Below are 21617 nucleotides of genomic sequence, written 5' to 3'. Positions count from 1 at the left end.
AAACCAAAAGGGCAGCCGCCAGGCTGCCCTTTTTCTTTGCCCATGGTCCCTTAACCCTGCATGTCGACCTCAAAGAAACCGCGCATATGGGCCATGTAATCTTCGTCGCTGTTATGCTGGCGCGCCTTGATGAAACCGCGCGCATCGTCACCAACAAAATACCGTAGCTGGCGGCTGTCATCGGTTACGGCCTGCACGACACCCCCCGCAACATAACCTGCACTCATCAATCGGCCACCGGCCATTCTCCCGAACATCGCACGGGTTCTGGCAAGAAACGCATCATAGTCTTTCAGCCGGTCATCCGAAACGAAGTCTGCCGCAGACCTCTCGTGGAAACGGGTCTGATCAATCCCGCCATGCGGAATGACCAGCTTGGCGATGATATTCTGGGATGCCAGTTCATAGGATAGCGCTTCGGTAAAGCCATCAAGCGCGAACTTGCTCGCACAATATGCCGAAATCATCGGCAATCCGAAAATCCCCGCACCGGAACTGACATTCACGATCACCCCGCCACCTTTCGCCCGGAAATGCGGCAAGATGGCACGTGTTACATCCATCACGCCAAACACGTTCACATCAAACTGGCGCTGTATCCGGTCACGATCAAGGGCCTCGAACAAACCATACTGGCCAAAACCGGCATTGTTGACCAATGCATCAATGCGCCCAAACCGCGCGATGCCCGCATCCACCGCCGCCGTGATTGATGAAATGTCCTCGACATCCAGCCGCAATACCATCACCTGATCGGCATGACGGAAATCCGGCACCTTGTCCGGATCACGTAGGGTCGCAATCACGTTCCAACCTGCTTCGGCAAACAGGTCGACGGATGCATACCCGACCCCTGATGACGTCCCGGTAATCAAAACCGTCTTTGGCATTGCTTTCTCCTTTGGCAATTCGATAGGCCAAAGGTAGACAGTCTTTATTATTCTGATAATTGCGATATTATTGCATGAACTAATGCAGGATTTCGCACAATGTACCGCGCAAGCCTTCTGGAACTTCATGGCGTTACCGCCGTCGCCGCGCATCGCAACTTCCGGGTCGCGGCTCAGGAACTGGGGATTTCGCCCTCGGCGCTCAGCCATGCGATTTCGATGCTCGAAACCCGCATTGGTGTGCGGCTGTTTAACCGCACGACCCGAAGCGTTGCGCTGACCGATGCCGGAACCGCCTTTCTTGATCGCATCACCCCCGCCCTTCAAGATATTTCGGCGGCCATGGAAACCGCTAATCTTTATCGTGACAAGCCGATTGGCACACTGCGCATCAACACATCCGAAGACGCCGCAACCCTGACCCTGATGCCGATCATCAATGATTTTCTCGCCCGCTATCCCGACGTTAAAATAGACATCGTCACCGAAGGACGGCTGATCGATATCGTCGCCGACGGCTTTGATGCCGGTATCCGGCTGCTTGAAAACGTCCCCCAGGATATGATCGCCATCCCCGTCGGGCCGGAACAGCGTTTTGTCGTTGTTGGCACACCCGACTATTTCAAATCCCATCCGGCGCCAAGAACCCCGACCGATCTCGCCAGTCATGCCTGTGCAAGGCTGCGATTGCCCGGTGGCAGCATCTATCGATGGGAATTTGAACGCCGGGGTGAGCAGATGCGCATTGACGTCAACGGTCCGCTGACCATCGGCAGTTCAAAACTGATCACCGAGGCCGTCCTTGCCGGAAAAATGCTGGGTTACGTCATTGAACATTCTGTGGCCGAACATCTCAAAACCGGGCATCTCGTCACCTGCCTCGAAGACTGGACACCACCCTTCCCCGGCCTGCATCTTTATTATCCGGGGCATCGCCACGTCCCTGCGGCCTTGCGCGCCTTTATCGACCTTCTGAAAGAACATCGCCGTATGGCATGATTGATCGCCATCAACACCGGCAAAGGTCAGATATCATACTGGTATTCATAGTCGAACCGGATGCCAAGTATCTGGTCGACAGGATAGCCATCCCGGTTCCGCGTGCGCACCGGCAGAAGAACGCGCAGCCAATGCTGATCGGCGCGCACGGCAAGGGTAACATGGTAAAATGTCGGCTGCCCGCACATCATGGTATTGAACAATGCCGCCGTCAGGCAGGACCCGTATTTCATATCGATCTCGCGTGGGCTGGCACGCTGAAAGCTTTCGCCGTTCAACGCCACAATCGACGGCGCATCAATCCGCACAACGAAATCTTCCTTTAACGGCATATATTCATAGATGGTGATATCGTCGATCCACGGGCGCAATCGCTCTGCGGTCAGAATGTCGCGCGATGGGACAATCTGCTCCGGATCCTCTGCGCGCGCCTCATACCAGACCCTGACCAGATCGGTGACATGCGGTCCGATATTTTCGGGTAATTCATCAAGTTCGAAATCTGTCGTCTCGGCCATTCTGCGGTGTGACCTTCTGCCTCTCCCAATATTAGTAAAATTGGGAATACAAGGTAAAATAACAAGTCCCGGCCGAAAAATCGGCCCGTATCACACCTTATAAAGAAAATGCACTACCAGAACCTGAATGACCGGCGCACCCTTCCGGCACCGGGTTCGCACCGGCAACATCAACCGCAGCCAGTTTTCCCACTCTATGCGCTCAACCCCGATCATGTGAATTTGCGCCTGCCCGGTTCTGACCACCTCGCACAGGGTCGGATAGACCGCCGTTCCGAAATCCAGATCAATCTGACGCGGGGTTGACCCCTGATAATTCTCGCCACTGGCCGCAATCATGTTCGGCGCATCAATACGGATCAGGAAATCGTTGCGATCAGGCTGATATTCATAAATGCCGATATCATCGCGCCACGCCGACAGAACCTCGCAGCTTAATTCACCCCGATCGGGAATATCCCCGTCTCGACAGGCATCCTGCCAAAGCGCAAGCAATTGCGAAACATGCCCGTCCACATCGTCCGGCAAGTCATCCAGCCGAATTTCCTGCGCATAGGCCATCACGCAACACGCTCCCCGACACGTCCATTCACTCTGTATCAATCATAGGAAAGCATCACGACCCAATGCAAGGCGCAAACATCAGGCTTTTCTGATTTTAAGTATTACAACGTAGCAACCGGGCCGAAAGCCTTCCTCAGACCGGCATCGCATCACGATAGCGTTGCAGCAACCGGCTATCAATGCGATTGCGTCCGTCGATATTTGAAATCCACACGATCTGATAGGGTGCCAGCGCAAGGATACCGTTGAAATCCTCGATCACCTGCTGGGACAGAAGATCGGTCCAGCCCTCCGTCATGATCAGGTTGATCTTCGAAAGATCAAGGTCCTGCACCTGATCGGTCAGGTTGAACACACAGAAAATGCTCTGATCATTCAGATGGCTTTGCCGCCACACGCCCAGCAATTCCGACCCAAGATTAAGCGTATATTGCGTTGCATTGGGATGGAATGCCGGCTGCCCCATGCGGATCGACATCAATGCGCGCAACTGGCCAAATGCCCGCTTGGCGATGCCTTCTTCGGATAACCGTTCCTCCGCCTCCTCAAGCTGCCAGATTTTGCGGTTTAGTCTGCGCGGAATGCCGGTTTCCTCATATCCCGCCTGATCGTTTTCGGTGGCAAAGATCGACTGCACATAAATCGCCGGAACCCCCTCAAGCGACATGGCAATCGCCTGGCTCATCACAAACCGCTCAAGCCCATAGGTACGATCCCCGGCAAAGTTCTCGGCCAGCATGCTAAACAGCGTGACATTCAGCTCATAGGCCTTCTGCCCGCCGCCTTTAAGCGACCGGTAACTGACCTGCCCGCCCATCTTGCGCGCATGGTCGGTCATGGCATCGATCTCCGCATCCGGGATCAGGTTTTCGGCCGGGCGCAGGCCAATGCCATCATGGCTGGCGGTGAAATTGAAAAATGTGCAGCCCGCCGGCGCTGGTGGCATCGACATGATGCATTTGCGAATGCAATCACTCCGCCCCGATAACAGCGCATGAATGATCACCGGCGGCAGGCTGAAATTGTAAATCAGATGCGCCTCGTCCTGATTGCCGAAATAGGACAGGTTTTCAAGCAGCGGCAGATTGGTTTCGGTAATAAACAGCACATCCGGATGCACCGCCGTCGTGGCAAGCCGCAATGCCTTGATGATCTTGTGCGTCTGATCCAGGTTGATCGAACTGGTCCCGGCCACCTTCCAGATAAAGCCGATGGCATCCAGCCGCACCACCCGCACCCCGTGTTTAAGATATTCCAGAACGATCTTCAGGATTTCAAAAAACACATCCGGGTTGCCGTAATCCAGATCAACCTGATCATAACTGAACGTGCACCAGACATGCTTTTCCCCGTCCGATGTCGTGACCTTGCTCAGCAACGGATGGCTGCGCGGGCGCACCACATCGGAAAGATCATCATCGGGACTGGCGGTTTTGATGTAATCGACACCGGGCTTGTCGCCAGCAAGGAACTGCTGAAACCAGATGTGGGACGCCGAAATATGGTTCGCCACCAGATCGGCCATCACGGTGGCATCTTTGGACAATGCCTTCACATCATCCCATGTGCCAAGTTCCGGTCGCAAGCTACTGAAATCGCTTACCGAAAACCCATCATCGGATGTAAAGGGGTGAAACGGCAGGATATGAATGCCCGTCAGCCAATCCTTCAGCCACGTGCGATAAAAATCGCCAAGACTTTGCAAACCATGATGCCCACCGCGCGAAATGCTGTCGCCATAGGTGATCAGAAACGCATCGCGCTGATCCCATTTGCGCAGATATTCCTCGCACGGCTCCGCCCCGTCACCCTCAAGCGGCAGGTCCAGCACTTCAAACACCCGGCGCACCAGATCGGCGTGATCATGTTCCGGATACACATCCGCAAGCAGATTGCGCATTGCACTTGCGAACGCAATACGCCCCGAGGTTCCAATAACGCGATCCATGCTGGCTCCTTTGGGCAGGCAAATCAGGAATTCACCTTAATCAAATAATGATTTTGCCTATGATGCAAGCAACGATTTCAAAGTGCTAACAAAGCAGGCAATCAAACCCTTCAGAAGCTTATACCGCCCCAAAGGCGGCCAATTACGTCGCAGGAAAACCTACCCGGCACATGGCCGGGTAGTGATTGAAATCCTTATATTCCGCATCCAACAGAGAGCATCCCGACTGTTTCCGGCTATTCGGCAACCGCCCCTGCAACAAAGCCGGCAGACGGCACAACCGATGACCGACGTTCAAGCTGACGCCGCAACACCGGCCTTACGAACAAAATCGCAACGAATAGCCCGGCCGCCAGACTGATGCCATAAAACAGCATGAAGTGCTGGTAACCCAGCCACGGCGCAACCACGCGCGCGGCCCCGAACGCAGATGCACAAAACCACGACACGGAACTTACCGCACCAAGGATCGTACATATCAAAAGCCTGACCGATGACGCTTTTCCCTGTTTGTCGGCAAATACCGGAAAAGCATAAAGGTGAAGGAAAATGCCATTGATCGTCAGGATAGTGACGACCGTAACCTTGGCAAATACCTTGCCGTTCGCGGTGATGGCAGCAACATCAAACCCGATACCAAGCCCGATCAATGCGACCCCGGACACCCAAAGCAGCCCCAACAGCCAAGCCGTGTAAACGGCATCCCTGCCGAGGTCATACCTGCCTTCCTGATACTGACCACGCAGCATCGCAATGTCTGCCCGCGCCACCAGAACAAACGCAAATGCGAACGCAAACAGGTGCATCATCAAAACGGACTGCCGTATCAACGGCACTAAAAATTCATGGGGATCAACGCCCAGCACGATCTTACACTCCTTGTGCCCCTCCCCTATTTCGCTCCTGCACAAAATTTACGAGTGCCAGACCATAAAAAAAATTCTATATTTATGATCATCTCATTCAAAAAAGTTGAAGCTTCATGTCCGGCATCACTCTTGATCAATTGCGGGTCTTCGTCACCATTGCCGACCTCGGAAGCTTCGCCGCCACCGCGCGGCATCTGAACCGGACACAATCGTCGGTCACCTACACGATCCAGAAACTCGAAGAACAGACCAATCTGGAACTGTTTGACCGGACGGCCTATCGCCCGACCCTGACCAAGGCGGCACATTCCCTGCTGCCCCACGCGCGCAAGGTCATGGCGGATATTTCCAGCTACCGCCAACACGCCAAAGGCATCGCTGACGGGCTCGAAGCTTCGATCACGATTACAATCAGCCAGTTTGCATCAAACGCCCCGCTGATGGATGTCCTTGCGGTTCTCGCCCGGAAATTCCCGACAGTCCGCGTAAGCCTGTCGACGGTCACGATCCAGACAACCGAAGTCCTTGATAACGGCGCGTCCGATCTTGCGATTTTGCCGGAATTCATTCCCTTTGGCTCCGACTATGCCCGGGCCGCCTGCGGGCAGGTCAGAATGTGCGCCGTGGCACGACCGGACCATCCGCTCGCCTGGTTTCCGGGAAAAATCCATATCGATGCGATGCACGCCCACACCCAGATCATCACATCGGCGCGCGATACCCCGACCCTGCAACGCAATCATGCCGTTCAGGCCCTGAATTACTGGAAGGTCAATGACCTTGAAACCAAACTTGCTATGATTTTACGCGGGATTGGCTGGGGCGGCATGCCCGAACATATGGTCGCGGACCATATCCGCAACGGAACCCTCGCCCTGCTCGATCCCGAAAGCTGGGACGGACTGGATCACATGCCGACCCTCGATATTGTCGTCGCCCACCGTCAGGACAGGCCGCTTGGCCCGGTTGCACAGTGGATTTTTGACCAGCTAAAAGACACACCCCGGTAATCGGCCCCACCGCATCCACGATCACCTTGCGACCACCTTGCAAAATCAGTCGTCGCCGGATGGGTCTTCGGGCTTGTAGATCACGTTTTCCGCGCCCTCGGCCCCCATGAAGACGACAACGACACGTGCGGGAACATCACCGTCATTGATCCCTTCATGCCAGTAATCCATCGCCTCAAGCACGCCTTCCCCGGCGCGATAGGTGGTTTTTCCCCCGTCGCCGTAATCAACCGTGATCTGCCCTTCAAGGATATAGCCATAGGTCGGCACGCCATGCTTGTGCCAGCCGGTTTTCTGCCCCGGCGCCATCGTCGCCAGCACCGATTTGATGCGTGCCTTGCCCGGCGGATAGGAAACCTGCTCGCCGACAAAATTCACACCACTATCAAGCAGCTTCACCCCGTCATGGACATCCACAGCCGCCCCGCCTTGATCCGAATGATTTTCCGTCGGTTTCTTCATGTCCCGCGAACGCCCGCCGTTTTGATGTTGCACAATCCGGCGATCATAATCCGGCAACACGCTTAAATCATAAAAAAACCGGGCATCATCACCATGACACCCGGTTTTCATCAACGGTTCAGTATCGCTCACCCTTACGGCGCAATCGTCACCTCGACCAGCGCATGGGTGCGGTTGGTATCGATATGGGCAATCGCACGGCGCAGGATTTCCGGCAAATCGGCCGCCCGTTCGGCCTTGGCTGTCCAGGCCCGGCTGGCTTCCGCGACCTTGGTGAAATCGGGGCTCGGTTTAAGCCCGGTCAGGGGCATTTGATTGGTTTTTGCGGCATAGCCATCGGGATACATGCCCGTCACCGACTGGCGCACCGCCCCCCATTCATTGTTGTTCAGAACAAGGATCAGGATCGGAAGCTCCAGCGCCTCGGCGATCTGGTGGCACGCCGTCGGGTTGGCAAACATATACGATCCGTCGCCCATGGTGGCGATCACAAGCTTGCTTTTATCCGCCAACTGATAACCCATCGACGCCGGGAAGGACCAGCCAAGCCCGCCGGAATGTGGCTCCTGATACCAGCTACTATGCTCCGAAAGCGAAAGCGGCTCCAGCGGGCAACCAAGCTCGGAAAACACCGTCGCCGACCGCCCGGCAATCGCCTCCGAAAGACACCGCGAAACAAAGGCCTTGCTCATCGGATCAACCGATCCGGCATCTGCCGCCGCCAGCGCCTTTTTGCGTGTCCCCGCATTGATCGCCGCGACCTTTTCACGCCGGTCCGCGCAGGTTTCGCGATGATCGCCATGATGACGATCCAGCACATCAGCCAGCGCCATGATCACATCGCCGGTTTCCCCACTCAGCGAGAGGTCGGCGGCAAAATTGCGCCCCGGAAAACGGGAATAAAGCGGGTTCTGCCCGATCTGGATCACCTTGCAATCGGGGCGGAGCGTATGAATATCGGGCGACCACGGGGCAAGGCAATCAATCACCAGAACCGCATCGGCATCTTTGAGCCACGGTGCCGGGTCCATCCCCGCCATCATCGGATGACCGGTGCCAAGGGCAAGCTGGATCGCCCAATATTGCACCACCGGAATGCCCCACTGATCGACCAGTGACGACAGGCGATCAAAGGCTTCGTGCGTGCCCGTGCCACGCTGCGCGATGATCACCGGATTTTTCGCATTGGCAAGGATGCGCGCCGCATCCTCAAGGCTTTCCTTGGGCGGCATCACCCGGACCGGCTGCATGCGAAGCGGCGCGTCAATCGCATCCCCCGGGCAGGGTTCGCACAAAACCTCGCGCGGCAGGGACACATAAACCGGCCCCTTGGGCACGGACGATGCAATCGCATAGGCCCGATCAACCACATCGGGCACCTGTTCGGGGAATTTAAGTTCATATTCCCATTTCGATGCCTCGCGCACCATCGCGGCCTGATCGCGCATTTCCTGGCCCCAGCCAATGGGAACCGTGCGCGCGCCAAGCCGCCCCTGTTCCATCACAGGCGTTCTGCCTGACATCAGGATCACCGGCACATGCTCCGTCGCGGCATTGATCGCGCCAATCGCGCAATTGGCCAGCCCGACATTGGTATGCGCCATCACCGCCTGGGTTTTGCCGGTCGCAAGGTAATAGCCATGCGCCATACCCATCGCGGCATTTTCGTGCGGCATGACAAGCGCGTGGGGAAGCTCGATATCCTTGGCATTGGCTTCGGCCAAGCCTTCGATGATCGGCGGAAAATCGGTGCCGGAATTGGCAAAGATATAATCCACCCCGATCGCCTTCATCCGCGCCAGAACGGCCCCGCCTGCGGTGAGCGTGATTTGCGCCTTGTCACTTTTCATTTGACGTTCCTGCCATATTTCTATATTTGAAATTTAATTTATAATATAGTTTATTATCGAAATCGGGCATGCGTCAAGGCACCGCGATGCAAAATCATGCGCGTGCAGCACAAAACCACCAGACCAAAGGAAACAGGATGCCAAGCCAGCTTAACGGATCGGTGCTCAAGGCGTTTCGCATTCTTGAACTCTTTGCCGAGGGACGAACCGAGCTGACCGCCAGCGACACGGCGGCGGCCCTTGGCATCAACACCATCACCGCCCACCGGTTCCTGCATACGCTGGAACAGGCAGGCGCGCTTCGCATGGTTGCGCGCGGGGTCTTCCGGCTGGGTTATGTCTTTGCCGATCTGGGGGATCGTGTGCTGCGCGATGGCAGCCTGCCCAATCTGATCCAGCCGGTGCTGGACGATCTGGCCCGCAAGGTGGGAGAGGCCTGCATGGCCACCGAATTTGACCGCGACATGGCCGTCTGCATCGCCAAGGCCCTGCCGGATCGTTCGCTTTATGTCGATATCCGCATCGGGTCGCGCCTGGATGCCTTTTGCACCGCCCATGGCAAATTGTGGCTGGCTTTCATGGGCCCGGATCAGCAGGACCGCTATTTCGATAGCATCCGCCTGACCGGCATGACCGAACGCACCATCACCGATCTGGCCGCCCTTAAATCCGAACTGCGCACCATCCGCGAACAGGGTTTTTCAACAAATAACGGCGAACGCGAAAGCGACATTTACGCCCTCGCCGTCCCGATCCTGACCCAGCATGGCCGCATGGTTTCGGCCATTTCAATATTCGGTGCCTCCCCGACCCTGATCGAACAGAAACGCGATACGCTGCTTAATGCCTTGCGCGACGCCGGCGAAAACGGCACGCGCGCCCTTTACGGGCATTTCTGATCGTCACAATCGTTCAAGACGACATCCGGCAAACCATGCGACATTTCCGGCGATGGTCCGAAAACCGGAAAGGCACGCAACTATGGTGATTGAAAATCTGCTGCTGCTTTGGCTTGCCGCCCTGCCGCTGATGGGAAGCCCCGGCCCCGCGACCATAAGCCTGGCCGCAAGTGGTTCGGCCTTTGGCATTCGGCCAAGCCTTGGCTATCTCGGCGGGATCATCATCGGCACCACGGCCGTTTTGCTGCTGGTCGCCACCGGCATTGCGACCGCCCTTCTCGCCCATCCAATTGCCGGTCAGGTCCTGACGGCAATTGCCGCAATCTATATCCTATATCTGGCGTGGAAAATCGCCACCGCCCCGATCAGGCCAGCCAGCAAACCAGCCCATCAGACCCAAGCCAGCCCTAAAGCCAAAGCCCCCGATTTCCGCGGCGGCGTGATGCTGGCAATCGCCAATCCCAAGGCCTTCGCCGCCATCGGCGCTGTCTATGCCGCCCATGCCATCACACCACATTCCCTATGGCTTGATAACACCCTTAAAATCGCGGCGCTGACGCTGGTGATCGTGCTGGTCAATAGCCTGTGGCTGATTTTCGGGGCAGGCTTTGCGCGCCTGCTATCCGATCCGCGTCTGGGGCGGATCATCAACATCCTGTTTGCCGCCCTGCTGATCGCATCCCTCGCCATGGCCCTGCTGTCGCTATCCTGACGGCAACAGGAATCTTCTGCGTCATTTACGCGCGAGCATCCGGCTCGTTTAAAAAAAGCTGCATCGTCACAAGATCAAGCCACCGGTCAAACTTGCGCGCAACCTGCTTGGCGCGGCCGACCTCGACAAAACCAAACCGCTCATGAAATCGAATGGAATTGACGTTTTCCGCATCAATGCCGCCAATCATCACATGCATACCGGCCTCTTTGGCCATCGGGATCAGCGTCGTCAACAGCGCCCTGCCAATTCCCGTGCCACGATGATCGACATGCACATGCACGGAATGCTCGACCGTAAAGCGATATCCCCAGCGCGCCCGCCACGGGCCATAGGACGCAAAGCCCAGAACCTTGCCATCGTCTTCCGCGACAAGCACCGGGAAGCCCTGCTGATTGCGCCCCTCAAACCATTCGCGTCGCTCCTCAAGGCTGGATGGCACATCGTCATAAATCGCCGTACTGTCGCGAAGAACCTGATTATAAATTTCAAGAATTTCCGGAAGGTCCCGTTCCGTCGCACCGCGCACAAGCATCATCGTCTCCGTCTTTTCATACCGATAATCTCTTGTCGACGATAATCCATTATAGTAGACAGTCAATATCGATTTTACGGAAAATAAACACCATCATGATCATTATAGAAGACGAAACCACCGCCACCCTTGCTGCCCGGCTTAAGCGCGAACGCGAAATCCGCGGCTGGTCACTGGCCCAGTTCGCCGATAAATCCGGCGTCTCCAAGGCCATGATCAGCAAAATCGAACGCGGCGAAGCCAGCCCGACGGCAACGGTTCTCGGCCGGCTTTCCGGGGCCCTGTCGCTTACGGTTTCGGCATTGCTCTCGTCGGCAAGCCCCGTCCATCATGGCGTACGGAAACACGCAAAGCAGCCATTATGGTCGGATCCCGAAACCGGTTATGTCCGCCGTCAGGTGCTATCGGGGCAGAAAATCCCGCTCGAACTTGTCGAAGTCACCCTGCCCGCCGGCAAACAGGTCACCATGCCCGCCTCCGCATATACCTTCATTCAGCAGGCGATCTGGGTGCTTGAGGGAACATTGCTGTTTCACAAAGGCGACAGGGTGCATCACCTCGACACCGGCGATAGCCTTGAACTCGGCCCGCCGCAAGATTGCATATTTGAAAATAAAAGCCCTGAAAACTGCCGCTATCTGGTCGCCGTCGTACGCAACTCGTACTGACGGGAAACCGCGCGGCTGGCTATGCCGCCCGCATGGTGCCCGGCGATTTGCCGGTTGTGCGTTTGAAGGCCCGGCTGAATGCCGCCTGCGAGCCATAGCCAAGCCGCTCCGCCACCACATCAATCGACATACGATCACGGGTGATCCACTGGCTGGCAAGGCGCATGCGAAGTTCCGTGACATAGCGAAGCGGCGTCACCCCGGTGACCTCAAGGAACCGTTCGGCAAAGACCGACCGCGAACTGCCCATTTCCGATGCCATCGCCTCGACGGTCCAGTTACGACCCGGATCGCGATGGATGGCGGCAATCACACGCCCCATGCGCGGGTCGCGCAATGCCTCGACCCAACCTTGCGCATCACCGCAACCGCATTCGACCCAATCACGCACGATCGATGCCGATACCACATCGGCAAGCCGCGTCAGAATCCCGGCAAAACCGGCGCGCTCGGTCGAAACTTCGCGCGCCATGGCTTCCAGCACCGGTAAAAGTTCGGGGTTTCGATCAATCAGGGTGCCGACCTGCATCACCTCGGGCATCATGCTGACCAGCGGATGCATCCCGCCAAGGTCAAATTCCATGCAGCCGCTGAAAATCAGCGTATCGGTGCTGCGGCACAGCTCCGCCTTGCAGGCATGAATATCATCCACCCGGCGGCAGATCGTCGTGACACTGTAATCGGTCACGTCAAGGCACGGGATGGACGGATCAGACAGCAGCGCATGAATGCCCCCGCGCGGCAAAAGCACCGCATCACCGGCCTCAAGCGTATGGACAACCCCGCTATCGGTGCGCAGGTAAACCCGCCCGCGCGCGATGAAATGAAACTGTGCGCGCGTCGGATCATCGCCAAATCGCACGCCAAAGGGCGGGGAAATCTGGATGCGGTTGTAATGCAGCCCGTCAAGCCGCATGCCGAGCAAAAGCTCGCTGATCAGGTCACTGGAAAGCATCTGCATGTCATCCGTTCCGGTGTTTTTTCGGACGATTGATCAATAATCAAGGAGAAACTGGCATAGCCCGTCCGGCGAGTCCACTCTATTCTGTTTGCAATGCACAAACACTCTATCCGAGAGGACATTCGATGACTGAGACAGTAAATAAGCCCACGGCTGCTGCTGCGCAAGGCGCGCCGGCCTGGTGGGCGGTTATTTCCATGACATTGGGGGTTTTCGGGCTGGTCACGGCCGAATTCCTGCCCGTAAGCCTTCTAACCCCGATGGCCGATGACCTGCAGATTACCGAAGGTCTGGCGGGTCAGGCAATGTCAACCACCGCCGTTCTCGCCCTGATCACAAGCCTTCTGACCGCGACCGTAACCCGCAGCATTGACCGCCGTTATGTCCTGCTGGGCTTTTCGATCCTTCTGACCATCTCGAACATCATGGTCGCCACCGCGCCAAGTTTCGCGGTGCTGCTGGCCGGTCGTGTTCTGCTGGGGATCGCACTTGGCGGTTTCTGGACCATGTCGGCCGCCACCGTTATGCGCCTTGTGCCGGAAAAAAGCATTCCGCGTGCGCTCTCCATCCTGTTTAGCGGTGTTTCGGCCGCCACCATCTTTGCCGCCCCGCTCGGAAGCTATCTTGGCGATGTGATTGGCTGGCGCGATGTGTTCCTGCTGGCTTCCCTGCTCGGTGTGCTCGCCCTTGTCGTGCAGTTCCTGACTTTGCCGAAAATGCCGCCGCGGGGCCGTGCAACGCTGCGTACATTGGTCGAGGTCATCAGCCGCCCGCGCATGAAATTCGGCCTGTTTTCGCTCGTCCTGATCATCACCGGCCATTTCGCCCTGTTCACCTATGTCCGGCCATTCCTTGAAAACATCACCGGCGTTGCCACGGCGGGCGTTTCGGGCATTCTGCTGGGCTTTGGTCTTGCCAATTTCATCGGCACCTATGTCGGCGGCGCGCTGGTTGCACGCTCGCTACGCATGACGATTGCCCTGATGCCGATGATCATGGGGCTTGCCGGGATCGGCATGGTCACCATTCAGGGTGCGATTGTCCCGACCACCGTTCTTGTCGCGATCTGGGGCATGGCCTTTGGTGGCGTTCCGGTCGCATGGTCCACCTGGATCACGCGCACCGTCCCGGACGAAGCCGAAAGCGGCGGCGGCCTTTTCGTCGCAGCTTTCCAGCTTGCGATTGCGACGGGCTCTGGCGTTGGCGGCCTTCTGTTTGACGCCAGCGGCGCACTTGGCGTCTTTACCATCGCCGGTATGTTGCTGGTGGGCGCATCGATCATCGTTACACTGGGTCTGCGGACCAGCCCTGTTCCCGCAACCGAACAGGCCTGAGGTCAGGACCGAGGCATCGCCCCACCCCCACCCTGATGCCTGATCAGGCGGGCCCAGTGCACCCCGGCAGTGTCACCACTGCCGGGGTTTCTTTATGCCAATTCACTCGGCTAATTCACTCTGGCAATTCACTCTGGCAGCGGGATAAATTCATCCCGGTCATCAACCGGCAGATCAAACCGCCCCTTGCCCCAGTTTTCCGCCCGCCAGTCGGCCTTGGCTTCCTCCAGCCGTTCCCTGGACGAGGCCACGAAATTCCACCAGATATAACGCGGGCCCGAAAATGTCGCCCCGCCAAGGATCATCAGCCGCGCACCCTGTTCCCCGGCAATCACCGTAATCCTGTCACCGGGGCGGAACACCATCATCTGCCCGGCGTCAAAATCCTGTCCCGCGACCGAAATCGAACCCTCGACGATATAAATCCCGCGATCCTCGTGATCATCGGGCATCGGCAACATCCGCCCGGCGTCAAGCTTCACATCGGCATAGAAGGTTTCGGAAAACATCGTCGCCGGGGCGACCTCGCCATAGGCATTGCCAAGGATCAGGCGTACCGAAACGCCATCTTCCTCGATCACCGGCAAGGTGCCCCTGCCGTGATGGGCGAATGTCGGGGCGATATCTTCCTGTGCTTCGGGAAGGGCCAGCCACGTCTGTATGCCAAACAGGCTGTTGGGGCCGCTTCGCGCCGTGGCCGATGTCCGTTCGGAATGCGAAACACCCCGCCCGGCCACCATCCAGTTAAGCTCGCCTGGCTTGATGATCTGATCGGCCCCGGTGCTGTCGCGATGATGGAAATCACCGCGAAACAGATAGGTCACCGTACCCAGCCCAATATGGGGATGCGGCCGGACATCAACGCCCTGCCCGGTCAGGAATTCGGCCGGTCCCGCCTGATCAAAAAAGATGAACGGCCCGACCATCTGGCGCTTTGGCGCGGGCAAGGCACGCCGGACCTCAAACCCGCCCAGATCGCGGGACCGCGGAATGATCAGGGTCTCGATGGCATCACTATCGACAATATCGGGGCAGCCGGGTTCAAGTGCGGGGTTCCAACTCATGGGCGTCATCCTTTTGCGGGTCTTTGGACGGGTATGGCGATTTTATCGGCCCTGCCGGTGCGACGGCCCGATGGCGATGATGCAGACTGGCGCGCGCACGGCCATCCGGCTAGTCCCCCGAACCGCCACGCTGTGTCGCCAAAAGCGGAACACAGAACGGAGCCCAAAGCAAAGCCCAAGGCCGAACACACAGCTTGCACCCAACCGCCCCGCAAGTCACCCAGAACCGCCAAACCATCCCGACACCATGCCAAGCCAAGCCATGCCGAACCAACCCAAGCCACCCCACCCCGTCATTCCCGCGAAAGCGGGAATCCATCTCGCAAAGCGCACTCTCGTAAAAGGCGATCCGATCAAGTGCCAACCAACCGATCGCGTGTTGACGACTAAGTCGCTAAAGACCTGTCCACTGGCAATTATTCGGTTTACCGTATCGTTCAAGAACCACCATTGACGAAGCCTAATCTCGCAGGCTCCGGTTGAATTATTTGAGGTATCTGATGCGCTTCACTGAAAACGGGCCGGACATCCCGCACGAATTAATTGCCGCGCAACGGAATGGACAGGTAATCTTTTTCTGCGGCGCAGGCATATCTGTTCCGGCGGAACTCCCCGGATTTAAATGCCTCACTGAAAACGTGGCGCAAAAGCTCCACGCAACCGATCATGATATTGTAAAGAACATGATCGAACGGGGTGAATATGACAGAGTATTTTCTTGGCTGCGGCAACACTATCCCAGCGACCAAGTGGATTATCATATTTTAAACTCATTAAAAGTACCTCGCAGCCCAAAATTAGAAAACCACCGAAATCTTCTAAAACTATCGAAAACACCGCTCGGCGAACCGCTAGTGGTCACAACGAATTTTGACCGATTATTTGAACGCGCCCAAGAAGGCCTAAAACACTATACCGCACCATTTCTGCCAGACTTACAAATGGATAGAGACGCTTCTGGCATTATTTATCTTCATGGCCGCTGGCAGAAACCAAATCGCAAAAATCCCACAAAATATAATCTCGTTATTAGCTCTCAGGATTTCGGAAAGGCTTATTTGTCACATGGTTGGGCGGCACGTTTTCTGTCCAATATTCTTCGAACAAGAACCATTATCCTGATTGGCTATTCAGGCGATGACACACTGGTCAGATATCTTCTCGAAGGCTTGAATTCTGAAACAGAAAACATTCATACAAATGTGTACGCCTTCGACTGCGGTTCAGAGGGTGAGGTAAAACGGAAATGGTCCTCTCTGGGTGTCAATGCGATCCCTTATCCTGATCACAGCGACCTTTGGAAAACCATTGAAGAATGGTCAAAACTTGCTGCGACACCGGACTACTGGGAAAACTATATTCACAATATAGCTCAGAGTTCTCCTCGCAGCTTGCTACCATTCCAACGTGGACAAGTCGCTTCTTTCATTTCAGATCAAAAAGGTGCCGAAAAGTTTGCTGCATTTAATCCACTACCACATGCGGAATGGATTTGTGTTTTTGACAGAAACGTAAGATTCTTTAAGCCCAAAAGCTACTTTCCCGAAACTGAAGCCACAATAGACTTACTTGATGATTACGGCACTGATCGCGACCCTTCACGAGCTGAACTGGAGCGTAGCAGCGATCAGAATAACTTTCTTATCGGCGATGACTATGTGAGCATCCTACCAACTCACGAAACGTCAAAACTTTCCGAACGTTTATCTAATCTCAACTATTCTGAACTTTGGCGCGTTAATTCCCGGACAACTGCGCTGTGCCACTGGATAACCAAAGTAATCGATCAACCTGAAACGATTTGGTGGTTACTAAAGCAAACGACCCTTCATCCTATAATTCTGAATTGCATCGCCTCTAAAAGCTTTGAAGCGCCGGACAGCCCCCTCACTAAGCTTGAGAAATTCTGGCCGTTGTTTTTTTATTTTCACAAAAATAAATCGACTAACAGCGACTATGAATGGTTTAAATTAAAGAACAAAATTGATACCAAAGGATGGAACATTTCGATAATTGATCAGCTTAGTGAAATAACACGGCCTGAATTATTACCTAAAACCTACCGAACTCCAGATGTTCCTATAAATAGCTTCAATGAGATCGAAAGTATCATACCTGCTTTCGAAGTTCATTTTCCCCACCTGACATACATGGAACTGTCTGTTCCAGATTCTTGGATATCACAAACTCTTGAGGCTCTAACAAAATCCTTGAAGAAGGCTGTCGATTTATTAAAAATGATCGAATATTCAGCAGTCGAATTCCGCCACTTTGACTTTCCACCGCTTACATCAAATAAAAACGGCTTTTCCTCACACATCGACACTTTCGGCAAGTTAATTTTGCTAGCAGCTGATCTAATTGAACGACTAGTGCATATTGATGCTCAAGAACTATCAAAAATCGTAAATAAATGGCCAGCTTCTGAACCAAATGTCTTTGACAGATTGAAACTTTTTGTCTGGCGGTTCGATAACATCATCCCGACATCTAAAGTTGCTGAACAGCTTGATACCATATCAAATGAAGTATTTTGGGACAGCTACACAACCCCAGAATTACTGGAAATGCTAAACATTCGCCTTTCAGGTTTTTGCGAGAAAGATCGTTTGAAAATTGAAAACCGGATATGGGCATTTACAGATAAATATGAATGGGAAGATCAAAAGAGTTTCGAAGAGCGTAAGATATATTGGCTCGGACGAATTTTCTCCAAAATCGACGAAACGTCTGCAGGGTTAACGAGCTCTGGAAAAACCCGACTGAATCAAATCAAAGCATCTGAACATTGGAAAGATGAATATCTTGAAGATGAGTTTTCCAGCGGAGGAGTTAAAGGCGGCTTCGTTTCGACTGACACCTCAGCCGACGGTCTGGAAAAACTTGGAGGGACTGAACTTTTCGAGGAAATTTTGCGCCGTGAAAGCGACCACTCCGTTTTTTTAAAGGAGAACAAGCCATTCATCGGGTTAATTAAAGCAGATCCTATAAAGATAACAACAGAACTACTTTCTGAGCTAGAAAAAGGCGAACATAGAAAGCATTTCTGGCAACAGCTATTTTCCCATTTCCCTGAAGCCGCATCAACCGAAGACATAAAATTTATTGCAAAAACAATCCCTACCCTCCCGGAAGAGGTCGTTTATGAATGTAGGTATACCTTAACAAGTTGGATCCAAAGGCAACTCCCTAAAACACTGAAAAACGAACAAAAAATCTTTTGGGAGATTTGGGACCACGTATTCTTCCAATTGAACAGCTATGGCCTACAGGCGACAAAAAGCGCTATCGGAGAGACCAGACGTGCAGGACGTATCGTTCGAACCTCCCGTAAAACCATAAACCACGCCTTAAACTCACCAATCGGTCATCTGGTGGAAGCGATTTTCCAAACTATTGAAAGCTGGTCACTCAATCACGCAACCAACGATTTCACGGCCATACTTAACCGACTGGCTCTTAGCCTGAACGCAATTGGTGATGGATCGGCAAATGCCGCAGCCATGATCGCCCTTAGGTACAATTATCTGTTTCATTGGTTCCCGGATTGGGCGAAGGAACACCTTGTCCCAGTATTTGCAGTCGAACATGAAAACGCGGAAGCCGCTTGGCGAGGGTTGGTAAACCAAAGAAAATTAACTGTTGGCGATGCATTTTGGTCAATAAAATCAGAAATGATAAAGGTTCTTTGGTCCCAGGTAGAATGGGAAGATGAGGGAGATTTCAGGAGAAGTCTTGCATGTATTGTTGTTGCTTATGCTTATTTTTACGGACATAGAAAAAAGTACCTTCAAGATTATGAGATACGAACGGCCATCAGGAATTTCGACGATGAATCTCGAGCTCATGCTCTTTGGCAGCTATGGCGAATTGTTGAGGATCACGATTGCTGGCCAACATTCGGAAAGGTCTTCTTTAAGAGATATTGGCCTTTGGAACGAGAGTATCAGTCCCGAAAGACTTCTAGTCAGCTGCTTATGTTAGTCTCAAAGTCTGGCAATCACTTCCCAGACATTGCAGAAACAATCATACCTTTTCTTGTTCCAGCAGAGAGAGGAGATATGTTCACTCACAGCATTATCTCTGAATCTCCCTCAATCGCGTCTCAATGGCCTGACGTGGTCTTACGCATTTTTGACCGAATTTATCCAACCTCAATGTCGACAGCCCCATACAATCTTCGTGAAGCCTTAGATGAGATCGCCCAGGCATCCGCTCATTTAAGGGTAGATCCAACTTGGAAGCGGCTTGACGAAATTTGTCCGGTAAGGTGATGATCACTCGCCCAAAAACAAAACCCCGGCCCAATAACTTGAGCCGGGGCACGAAGTGCTCTGGAGGGAGACGGGGCTTTTATCGTGGCCCCTTGGTAAAACCCTGATATCCCTTGGGCATCAGATCGATCCGATCAATCAGATCGACCTGATCGTCACCTTGCGTTCCGCCTGTGTTTTAAGCCGGTTGCGAAGCGCGCGGCCAAACGGGGCGGCCTCGATCTCGAATTCGTCGCCATCCTGCGTTTTGATGCCATCGGCAAAGGAAAGCGTCGCCGTGCCAAAGAAATGCGCATGCACATCGCCCGGGCGGCAGAACAGATCATATTTGAAGTGATGATATTCAAGATTGGCGAGAGAGTGAGACATATTGTCCTCGCCACTCAGAAACGGTTTTTCCCAGATGACCTTGCCATCGCGATAAAGCCGCGACGTGCCTTCAACATGGCTTGGCAGATCACCCAGAAGCAGTTCCGGCCCCATCGCGCAGGCACGCAGTTTCGAATGCGCCAGATAAAGGTAATTCTGGCGTTCCATCACATGGTCGGAAAACTCGTTGCCAATCGCAAAGCCGATGCGCACCGGATTGCCTTCGGGGTCAATCACGTAAATCGCGGCAATTTCGGGCTCTTCGCTGCCATCAAGGGCAAAGGACGGGCTTGGGATATCCGCACCCGGATTGGCCACGACCGAGCCATCACCCTTGTAAAACCATTCCGGCTGCACGCCCTGTTCGCCCGCTTTCGGCTTGCCGCCCTCGACCCCCATGCGAAACATCTTCATGGAATCTGTTTCATCCGCCGCCTTGTTATCGGCCTTGTGCATGTTGGCCCGGGCCGACGCAGAGCCAAGGTGGGTCAAACCCGTTCCGGTGACAAGGAAATGCGCCGGATCGGCATGGGTGATCGGCGGGAGCAACCGGCCGGATTTGGCGACCTCGTCATAATCAACGTTGGTGTCGCCCAGGCGGGCCTTTGCCGCCTCGATCATCGTGACCCCTTGCGAAATCGCGATGCTGGCAAGCTCGCGCGTGGAGGCAACCGCCTTAAGCGGGATCAGGGTTTTGGCATCCTCGACCACGGCCACATGCTGCGCGCCGGCGGTATCCTTGTATTGAACCAGTCTCATGAAATCTGTCCTGATAATGTCTCTGTTCGTAAAATCGGGGGTATTTTCCGGCCGATCAGACCGCGATCAGACCCAGCCGCCATCAACGATAAAGTTCTGTGCCGTGACCATGCGGCTTTCGTCCGAGGTCAGGAAAAGCGCCATGCGCGCGATATCGCTCGGCATCACCCTGTTTTTAAGGCACTGGCGCTCGTCAATCTCGCGCTCGGCGGCTTCGTCGACCCAAAGGTCAAGCTGGCGCTGCGTCATGACCCAGCCGGGCACCAGCGTATTGACCCGGATGCCATCCTTGCCAAGGTCGCGTGCCATGCCGCGCGTCAGGCCATGGGTTGCGGCCTTTGCCGTGGTATAGCCCGGCATGCCGCCCTGCCCCATCATCCAGCTTACCGACCCGAAATTGACAATCGCACCACCACCGGCCTTCTGCATCATCGGGGCGACCGCCTGAATGGCAAAAAACGACGGGCGGATATTGATCGCCTGGCGCTCATCCCAGTATTCCGGCGTCACGTCCTGCCATTTATGGCGGGTATCGTTGGCGGCATTGTTAAGCAACGCCGTGATCGGGCCATTGGCCTTGGCAGCCGTTGCTACCGCATCCTGAAGCGCCTTGATATCGGTAATGTCGCATGTGATGAAAAGCGGCTTGTTCTTGGCATCCTTGCCCAGCTTTTCAACAAGCGCATGGCCTGCTTCCTCGGCAATGTCGACAAAGGCGACTTTCGCGCCCTGCTCGACAAAGGCGGTTACAAGCGCCTCGCCAATGCCCGTGGCACCGCCGGTAATGAAAACCGATTTATCGGCAAGGCTGGTATAGTTCGTTGGCATGCGATCGGACATGATCGTCGGCTCTCCCGTCATCTGGTCTTGGTGTGCCGATCCCTGATCCGGGTACCGGTTCCCTCCGGCACGCCATGATCGGGGATCAGGGT

The 21617-nt window shown here is 54.9% G+C and carries 19 protein-coding genes; 7 read left to right on the top strand and 12 right to left on the bottom strand.

Annotated elements, in window-relative coordinates; translation table 11 throughout:
* Positions 1-50 precede the first annotated feature (50 nt).
* Positions 51-890, bottom strand: coding sequence for an SDR family oxidoreductase (locus AUP42_RS18320; protein WP_062953046.1), 840 nt, complete (start codon positions 888-890; stop codon positions 51-53).
* Between the two features lie 99 nt (positions 891-989).
* On the opposite strand from AUP42_RS18320, the gene AUP42_RS18315 reads away from it, so the two are divergent.
* The gene (locus tag AUP42_RS18315; RefSeq protein ID WP_062953045.1) at positions 990-1889 is read left to right on the top strand and encodes a LysR family transcriptional regulator; all 900 of its coding nucleotides are present in this window, start codon (positions 990-992) and stop codon (positions 1887-1889) included.
* 26 nt (positions 1890-1915) lie between these two features.
* Here AUP42_RS18315 and AUP42_RS18310 read toward each other — a convergent pair whose 3' ends face one another.
* From AUP42_RS18310 to AUP42_RS18295, 4 genes are all read right to left on the bottom strand, one after another.
* Complete coding sequence (locus AUP42_RS18310) at positions 1916-2407, bottom strand: hypothetical protein (RefSeq protein WP_062953044.1); 492 nt, start codon at positions 2405-2407, stop codon at positions 1916-1918.
* A gap of 90 nt (positions 2408-2497) precedes the next feature.
* Positions 2498-2968, bottom strand: a complete 471-nt coding sequence (locus AUP42_RS18305) for a hypothetical protein (protein WP_062953043.1) — start codon at positions 2966-2968, stop codon at positions 2498-2500.
* Positions 2969-3104: 136 nt separating this feature from the next.
* Positions 3105-4919 (bottom strand): alpha-amylase family glycosyl hydrolase, encoded by a 1815-nt coding sequence (locus tag AUP42_RS18300; protein WP_062953042.1) that lies wholly within the window; start codon positions 4917-4919, stop codon positions 3105-3107.
* 236 nt (positions 4920-5155) lie between these two features.
* Complete coding sequence (locus AUP42_RS18295; RefSeq protein ID WP_197468315.1) at positions 5156-5728, bottom strand: hypothetical protein; 573 nt, start codon at positions 5726-5728, stop codon at positions 5156-5158.
* A gap of 173 nt (positions 5729-5901) precedes the next feature.
* On the opposite strand from AUP42_RS18295, the gene AUP42_RS18290 reads away from it, so the two are divergent.
* On the top strand, positions 5902-6798 hold the full coding sequence (locus tag AUP42_RS18290) for a LysR family transcriptional regulator (RefSeq protein ID WP_062953041.1): 897 nt from the start codon (positions 5902-5904) through the stop codon (positions 6796-6798).
* Between the two features lie 45 nt (positions 6799-6843).
* Here the strand turns inward: AUP42_RS18290 and AUP42_RS18285 are convergent, their stop codons facing one another.
* Both AUP42_RS18285 and AUP42_RS18280 read right to left on the bottom strand, forming a co-directional pair.
* Positions 6844-7260 (bottom strand): cupin domain-containing protein, encoded by a 417-nt coding sequence (locus AUP42_RS18285; protein ID WP_197468314.1) that lies wholly within the window; start codon positions 7258-7260, stop codon positions 6844-6846.
* Between the two features lie 134 nt (positions 7261-7394).
* Positions 7395-9110, bottom strand: a complete 1716-nt coding sequence (locus tag AUP42_RS18280) for a thiamine pyrophosphate-requiring protein (RefSeq protein ID WP_062953039.1) — start codon at positions 9108-9110, stop codon at positions 7395-7397.
* A gap of 137 nt (positions 9111-9247) precedes the next feature.
* Here AUP42_RS18280 and AUP42_RS18275 point away from each other — a divergent pair, with 137 nt between their 5' ends.
* Both AUP42_RS18275 and AUP42_RS18270 read left to right on the top strand, forming a co-directional pair.
* A complete protein-coding gene (locus AUP42_RS18275; RefSeq protein ID WP_062953038.1) occupies positions 9248-10009 on the top strand; it encodes an IclR family transcriptional regulator in 762 nt (253 codons plus the stop codon).
* 82 nt (positions 10010-10091) lie between these two features.
* Positions 10092-10721 carry a LysE family translocator gene (locus AUP42_RS18270; protein WP_062953037.1) on the top strand — a complete coding sequence of 210 codons (630 nt, stop codon included), beginning with the start codon at positions 10092-10094 and terminating at the stop codon, positions 10719-10721.
* Between the two features lie 25 nt (positions 10722-10746).
* Here the strand turns inward: AUP42_RS18270 and AUP42_RS18265 are convergent, their stop codons facing one another.
* A complete protein-coding gene (locus AUP42_RS18265; RefSeq protein ID WP_331710672.1) occupies positions 10747-11259 on the bottom strand; it encodes an N-acetyltransferase family protein in 513 nt (170 codons plus the stop codon).
* Positions 11260-11351: 92 nt separating this feature from the next.
* Here AUP42_RS18265 and AUP42_RS18260 point away from each other — a divergent pair, with 92 nt between their 5' ends.
* Entirely contained in the window at positions 11352-11924 is a 573-nt protein-coding gene (locus AUP42_RS18260; RefSeq protein ID WP_062953035.1) for a helix-turn-helix domain-containing protein, read from the top strand.
* A 19-nt stretch (positions 11925-11943) separates the two neighbouring features.
* On the opposite strand, the gene AUP42_RS18255 is transcribed toward AUP42_RS18260, so the two are convergent.
* Entirely contained in the window at positions 11944-12885 is a 942-nt protein-coding gene (locus AUP42_RS18255; protein ID WP_062953034.1) for an AraC family transcriptional regulator, read from the bottom strand.
* Between the two features lie 125 nt (positions 12886-13010).
* Between AUP42_RS18255 and AUP42_RS18250 the strand changes: the two genes are divergently transcribed.
* Entirely contained in the window at positions 13011-14219 is a 1209-nt protein-coding gene (locus tag AUP42_RS18250) for an MFS transporter (protein ID WP_062953033.1), read from the top strand.
* 128 nt (positions 14220-14347) lie between these two features.
* Here AUP42_RS18250 and AUP42_RS18245 read toward each other — a convergent pair whose 3' ends face one another.
* Entirely contained in the window at positions 14348-15283 is a 936-nt protein-coding gene (locus tag AUP42_RS18245; protein WP_062953032.1) for a pirin family protein, read from the bottom strand.
* Between the two features lie 500 nt (positions 15284-15783).
* Here AUP42_RS18245 and AUP42_RS18240 point away from each other — a divergent pair, with 500 nt between their 5' ends.
* Positions 15784-19557 (top strand): SIR2 family protein, encoded by a 3774-nt coding sequence (locus AUP42_RS18240; protein WP_062953031.1) that lies wholly within the window; start codon positions 15784-15786, stop codon positions 19555-19557.
* Positions 19558-19695: 138 nt separating this feature from the next.
* Here AUP42_RS18240 and araD1 read toward each other — a convergent pair whose 3' ends face one another.
* Both araD1 and AUP42_RS18230 read right to left on the bottom strand, forming a co-directional pair.
* Complete coding sequence (araD1, locus tag AUP42_RS18235; RefSeq protein ID WP_062953030.1) at positions 19696-20685, bottom strand: AraD1 family protein; 990 nt, start codon at positions 20683-20685, stop codon at positions 19696-19698.
* A gap of 66 nt (positions 20686-20751) precedes the next feature.
* A complete protein-coding gene (locus tag AUP42_RS18230; RefSeq protein WP_062953029.1) occupies positions 20752-21525 on the bottom strand; it encodes an SDR family NAD(P)-dependent oxidoreductase in 774 nt (257 codons plus the stop codon).
* Positions 21526-21617: the final 92 nt, after the last annotated feature.

Origin of the sequence: Thalassospira lucentensis, from assembly GCF_001613805.1 — a bacterium.
Taxonomy (GTDB): domain Bacteria; phylum Pseudomonadota; class Alphaproteobacteria; order Rhodospirillales; family Thalassospiraceae; genus Thalassospira; species Thalassospira lucentensis_A.
The sequence above is the reverse complement of the archived record's forward strand: the minus strand, read 5'-3'. Positions and strand labels throughout refer to the sequence as shown.

What these genes read in the sequence shown, in the direction of transcription:
- AUP42_RS18320 (WP_062953046.1), bottom strand. Translation starts at nt 890, where the DNA reads ATGCCAAAGACGGTTTTGATTACCGGGACGTCATCAGGGGTCGGGTAT.
- AUP42_RS18315 (WP_062953045.1), top strand. Translation starts at nt 990, where the DNA reads ATGTACCGCGCAAGCCTTCTGGAACTTCATGGCGTTACCGCCGTCGCC.
- AUP42_RS18310 (WP_062953044.1), bottom strand. Translation starts at nt 2,407, where the DNA reads ATGGCCGAGACGACAGATTTCGAACTTGATGAATTACCCGAAAATATC.
- AUP42_RS18305 (WP_062953043.1), bottom strand. Translation starts at nt 2,968, where the DNA reads ATGGCCTATGCGCAGGAAATTCGGCTGGATGACTTGCCGGACGATGTG.
- AUP42_RS18300 (WP_062953042.1), bottom strand. Translation starts at nt 4,919, where the DNA reads ATGGATCGCGTTATTGGAACCTCGGGGCGTATTGCGTTCGCAAGTGCA.
- AUP42_RS18295 (WP_197468315.1), bottom strand. Translation starts at nt 5,728, where the DNA reads ATGATGCACCTGTTTGCGTTCGCATTTGCGTTTGTTCTGGTGGCGCGG.
- AUP42_RS18290 (WP_062953041.1), top strand. Translation starts at nt 5,902, where the DNA reads ATGTCCGGCATCACTCTTGATCAATTGCGGGTCTTCGTCACCATTGCC.
- AUP42_RS18285 (WP_197468314.1), bottom strand. Translation starts at nt 7,260, where the DNA reads ATGAAGAAACCGACGGAAAATCATTCGGATCAAGGCGGGGCGGCTGTG.
- AUP42_RS18280 (WP_062953039.1), bottom strand. Translation starts at nt 9,110, where the DNA reads ATGAAAAGTGACAAGGCGCAAATCACGCTCACCGCAGGCGGGGCCGTT.
- AUP42_RS18275 (WP_062953038.1), top strand. Translation starts at nt 9,248, where the DNA reads ATGCCAAGCCAGCTTAACGGATCGGTGCTCAAGGCGTTTCGCATTCTT.
- AUP42_RS18270 (WP_062953037.1), top strand. Translation starts at nt 10,092, where the DNA reads ATGGTGATTGAAAATCTGCTGCTGCTTTGGCTTGCCGCCCTGCCGCTG.
- AUP42_RS18265 (WP_331710672.1), bottom strand. Translation starts at nt 11,259, where the DNA reads ATGATGCTTGTGCGCGGTGCGACGGAACGGGACCTTCCGGAAATTCTT.
- AUP42_RS18260 (WP_062953035.1), top strand. Translation starts at nt 11,352, where the DNA reads ATGATCATTATAGAAGACGAAACCACCGCCACCCTTGCTGCCCGGCTT.
- AUP42_RS18255 (WP_062953034.1), bottom strand. Translation starts at nt 12,885, where the DNA reads ATGCAGATGCTTTCCAGTGACCTGATCAGCGAGCTTTTGCTCGGCATG.
- AUP42_RS18250 (WP_062953033.1), top strand. Translation starts at nt 13,011, where the DNA reads ATGACTGAGACAGTAAATAAGCCCACGGCTGCTGCTGCGCAAGGCGCG.
- AUP42_RS18245 (WP_062953032.1), bottom strand. Translation starts at nt 15,283, where the DNA reads ATGAGTTGGAACCCCGCACTTGAACCCGGCTGCCCCGATATTGTCGAT.
- AUP42_RS18240 (WP_062953031.1), top strand. Translation starts at nt 15,784, where the DNA reads ATGCGCTTCACTGAAAACGGGCCGGACATCCCGCACGAATTAATTGCC.
- araD1 (WP_062953030.1), bottom strand. Translation starts at nt 20,685, where the DNA reads ATGAGACTGGTTCAATACAAGGATACCGCCGGCGCGCAGCATGTGGCC.
- AUP42_RS18230 (WP_062953029.1), bottom strand. Translation starts at nt 21,525, where the DNA reads ATGTCCGATCGCATGCCAACGAACTATACCAGCCTTGCCGATAAATCG.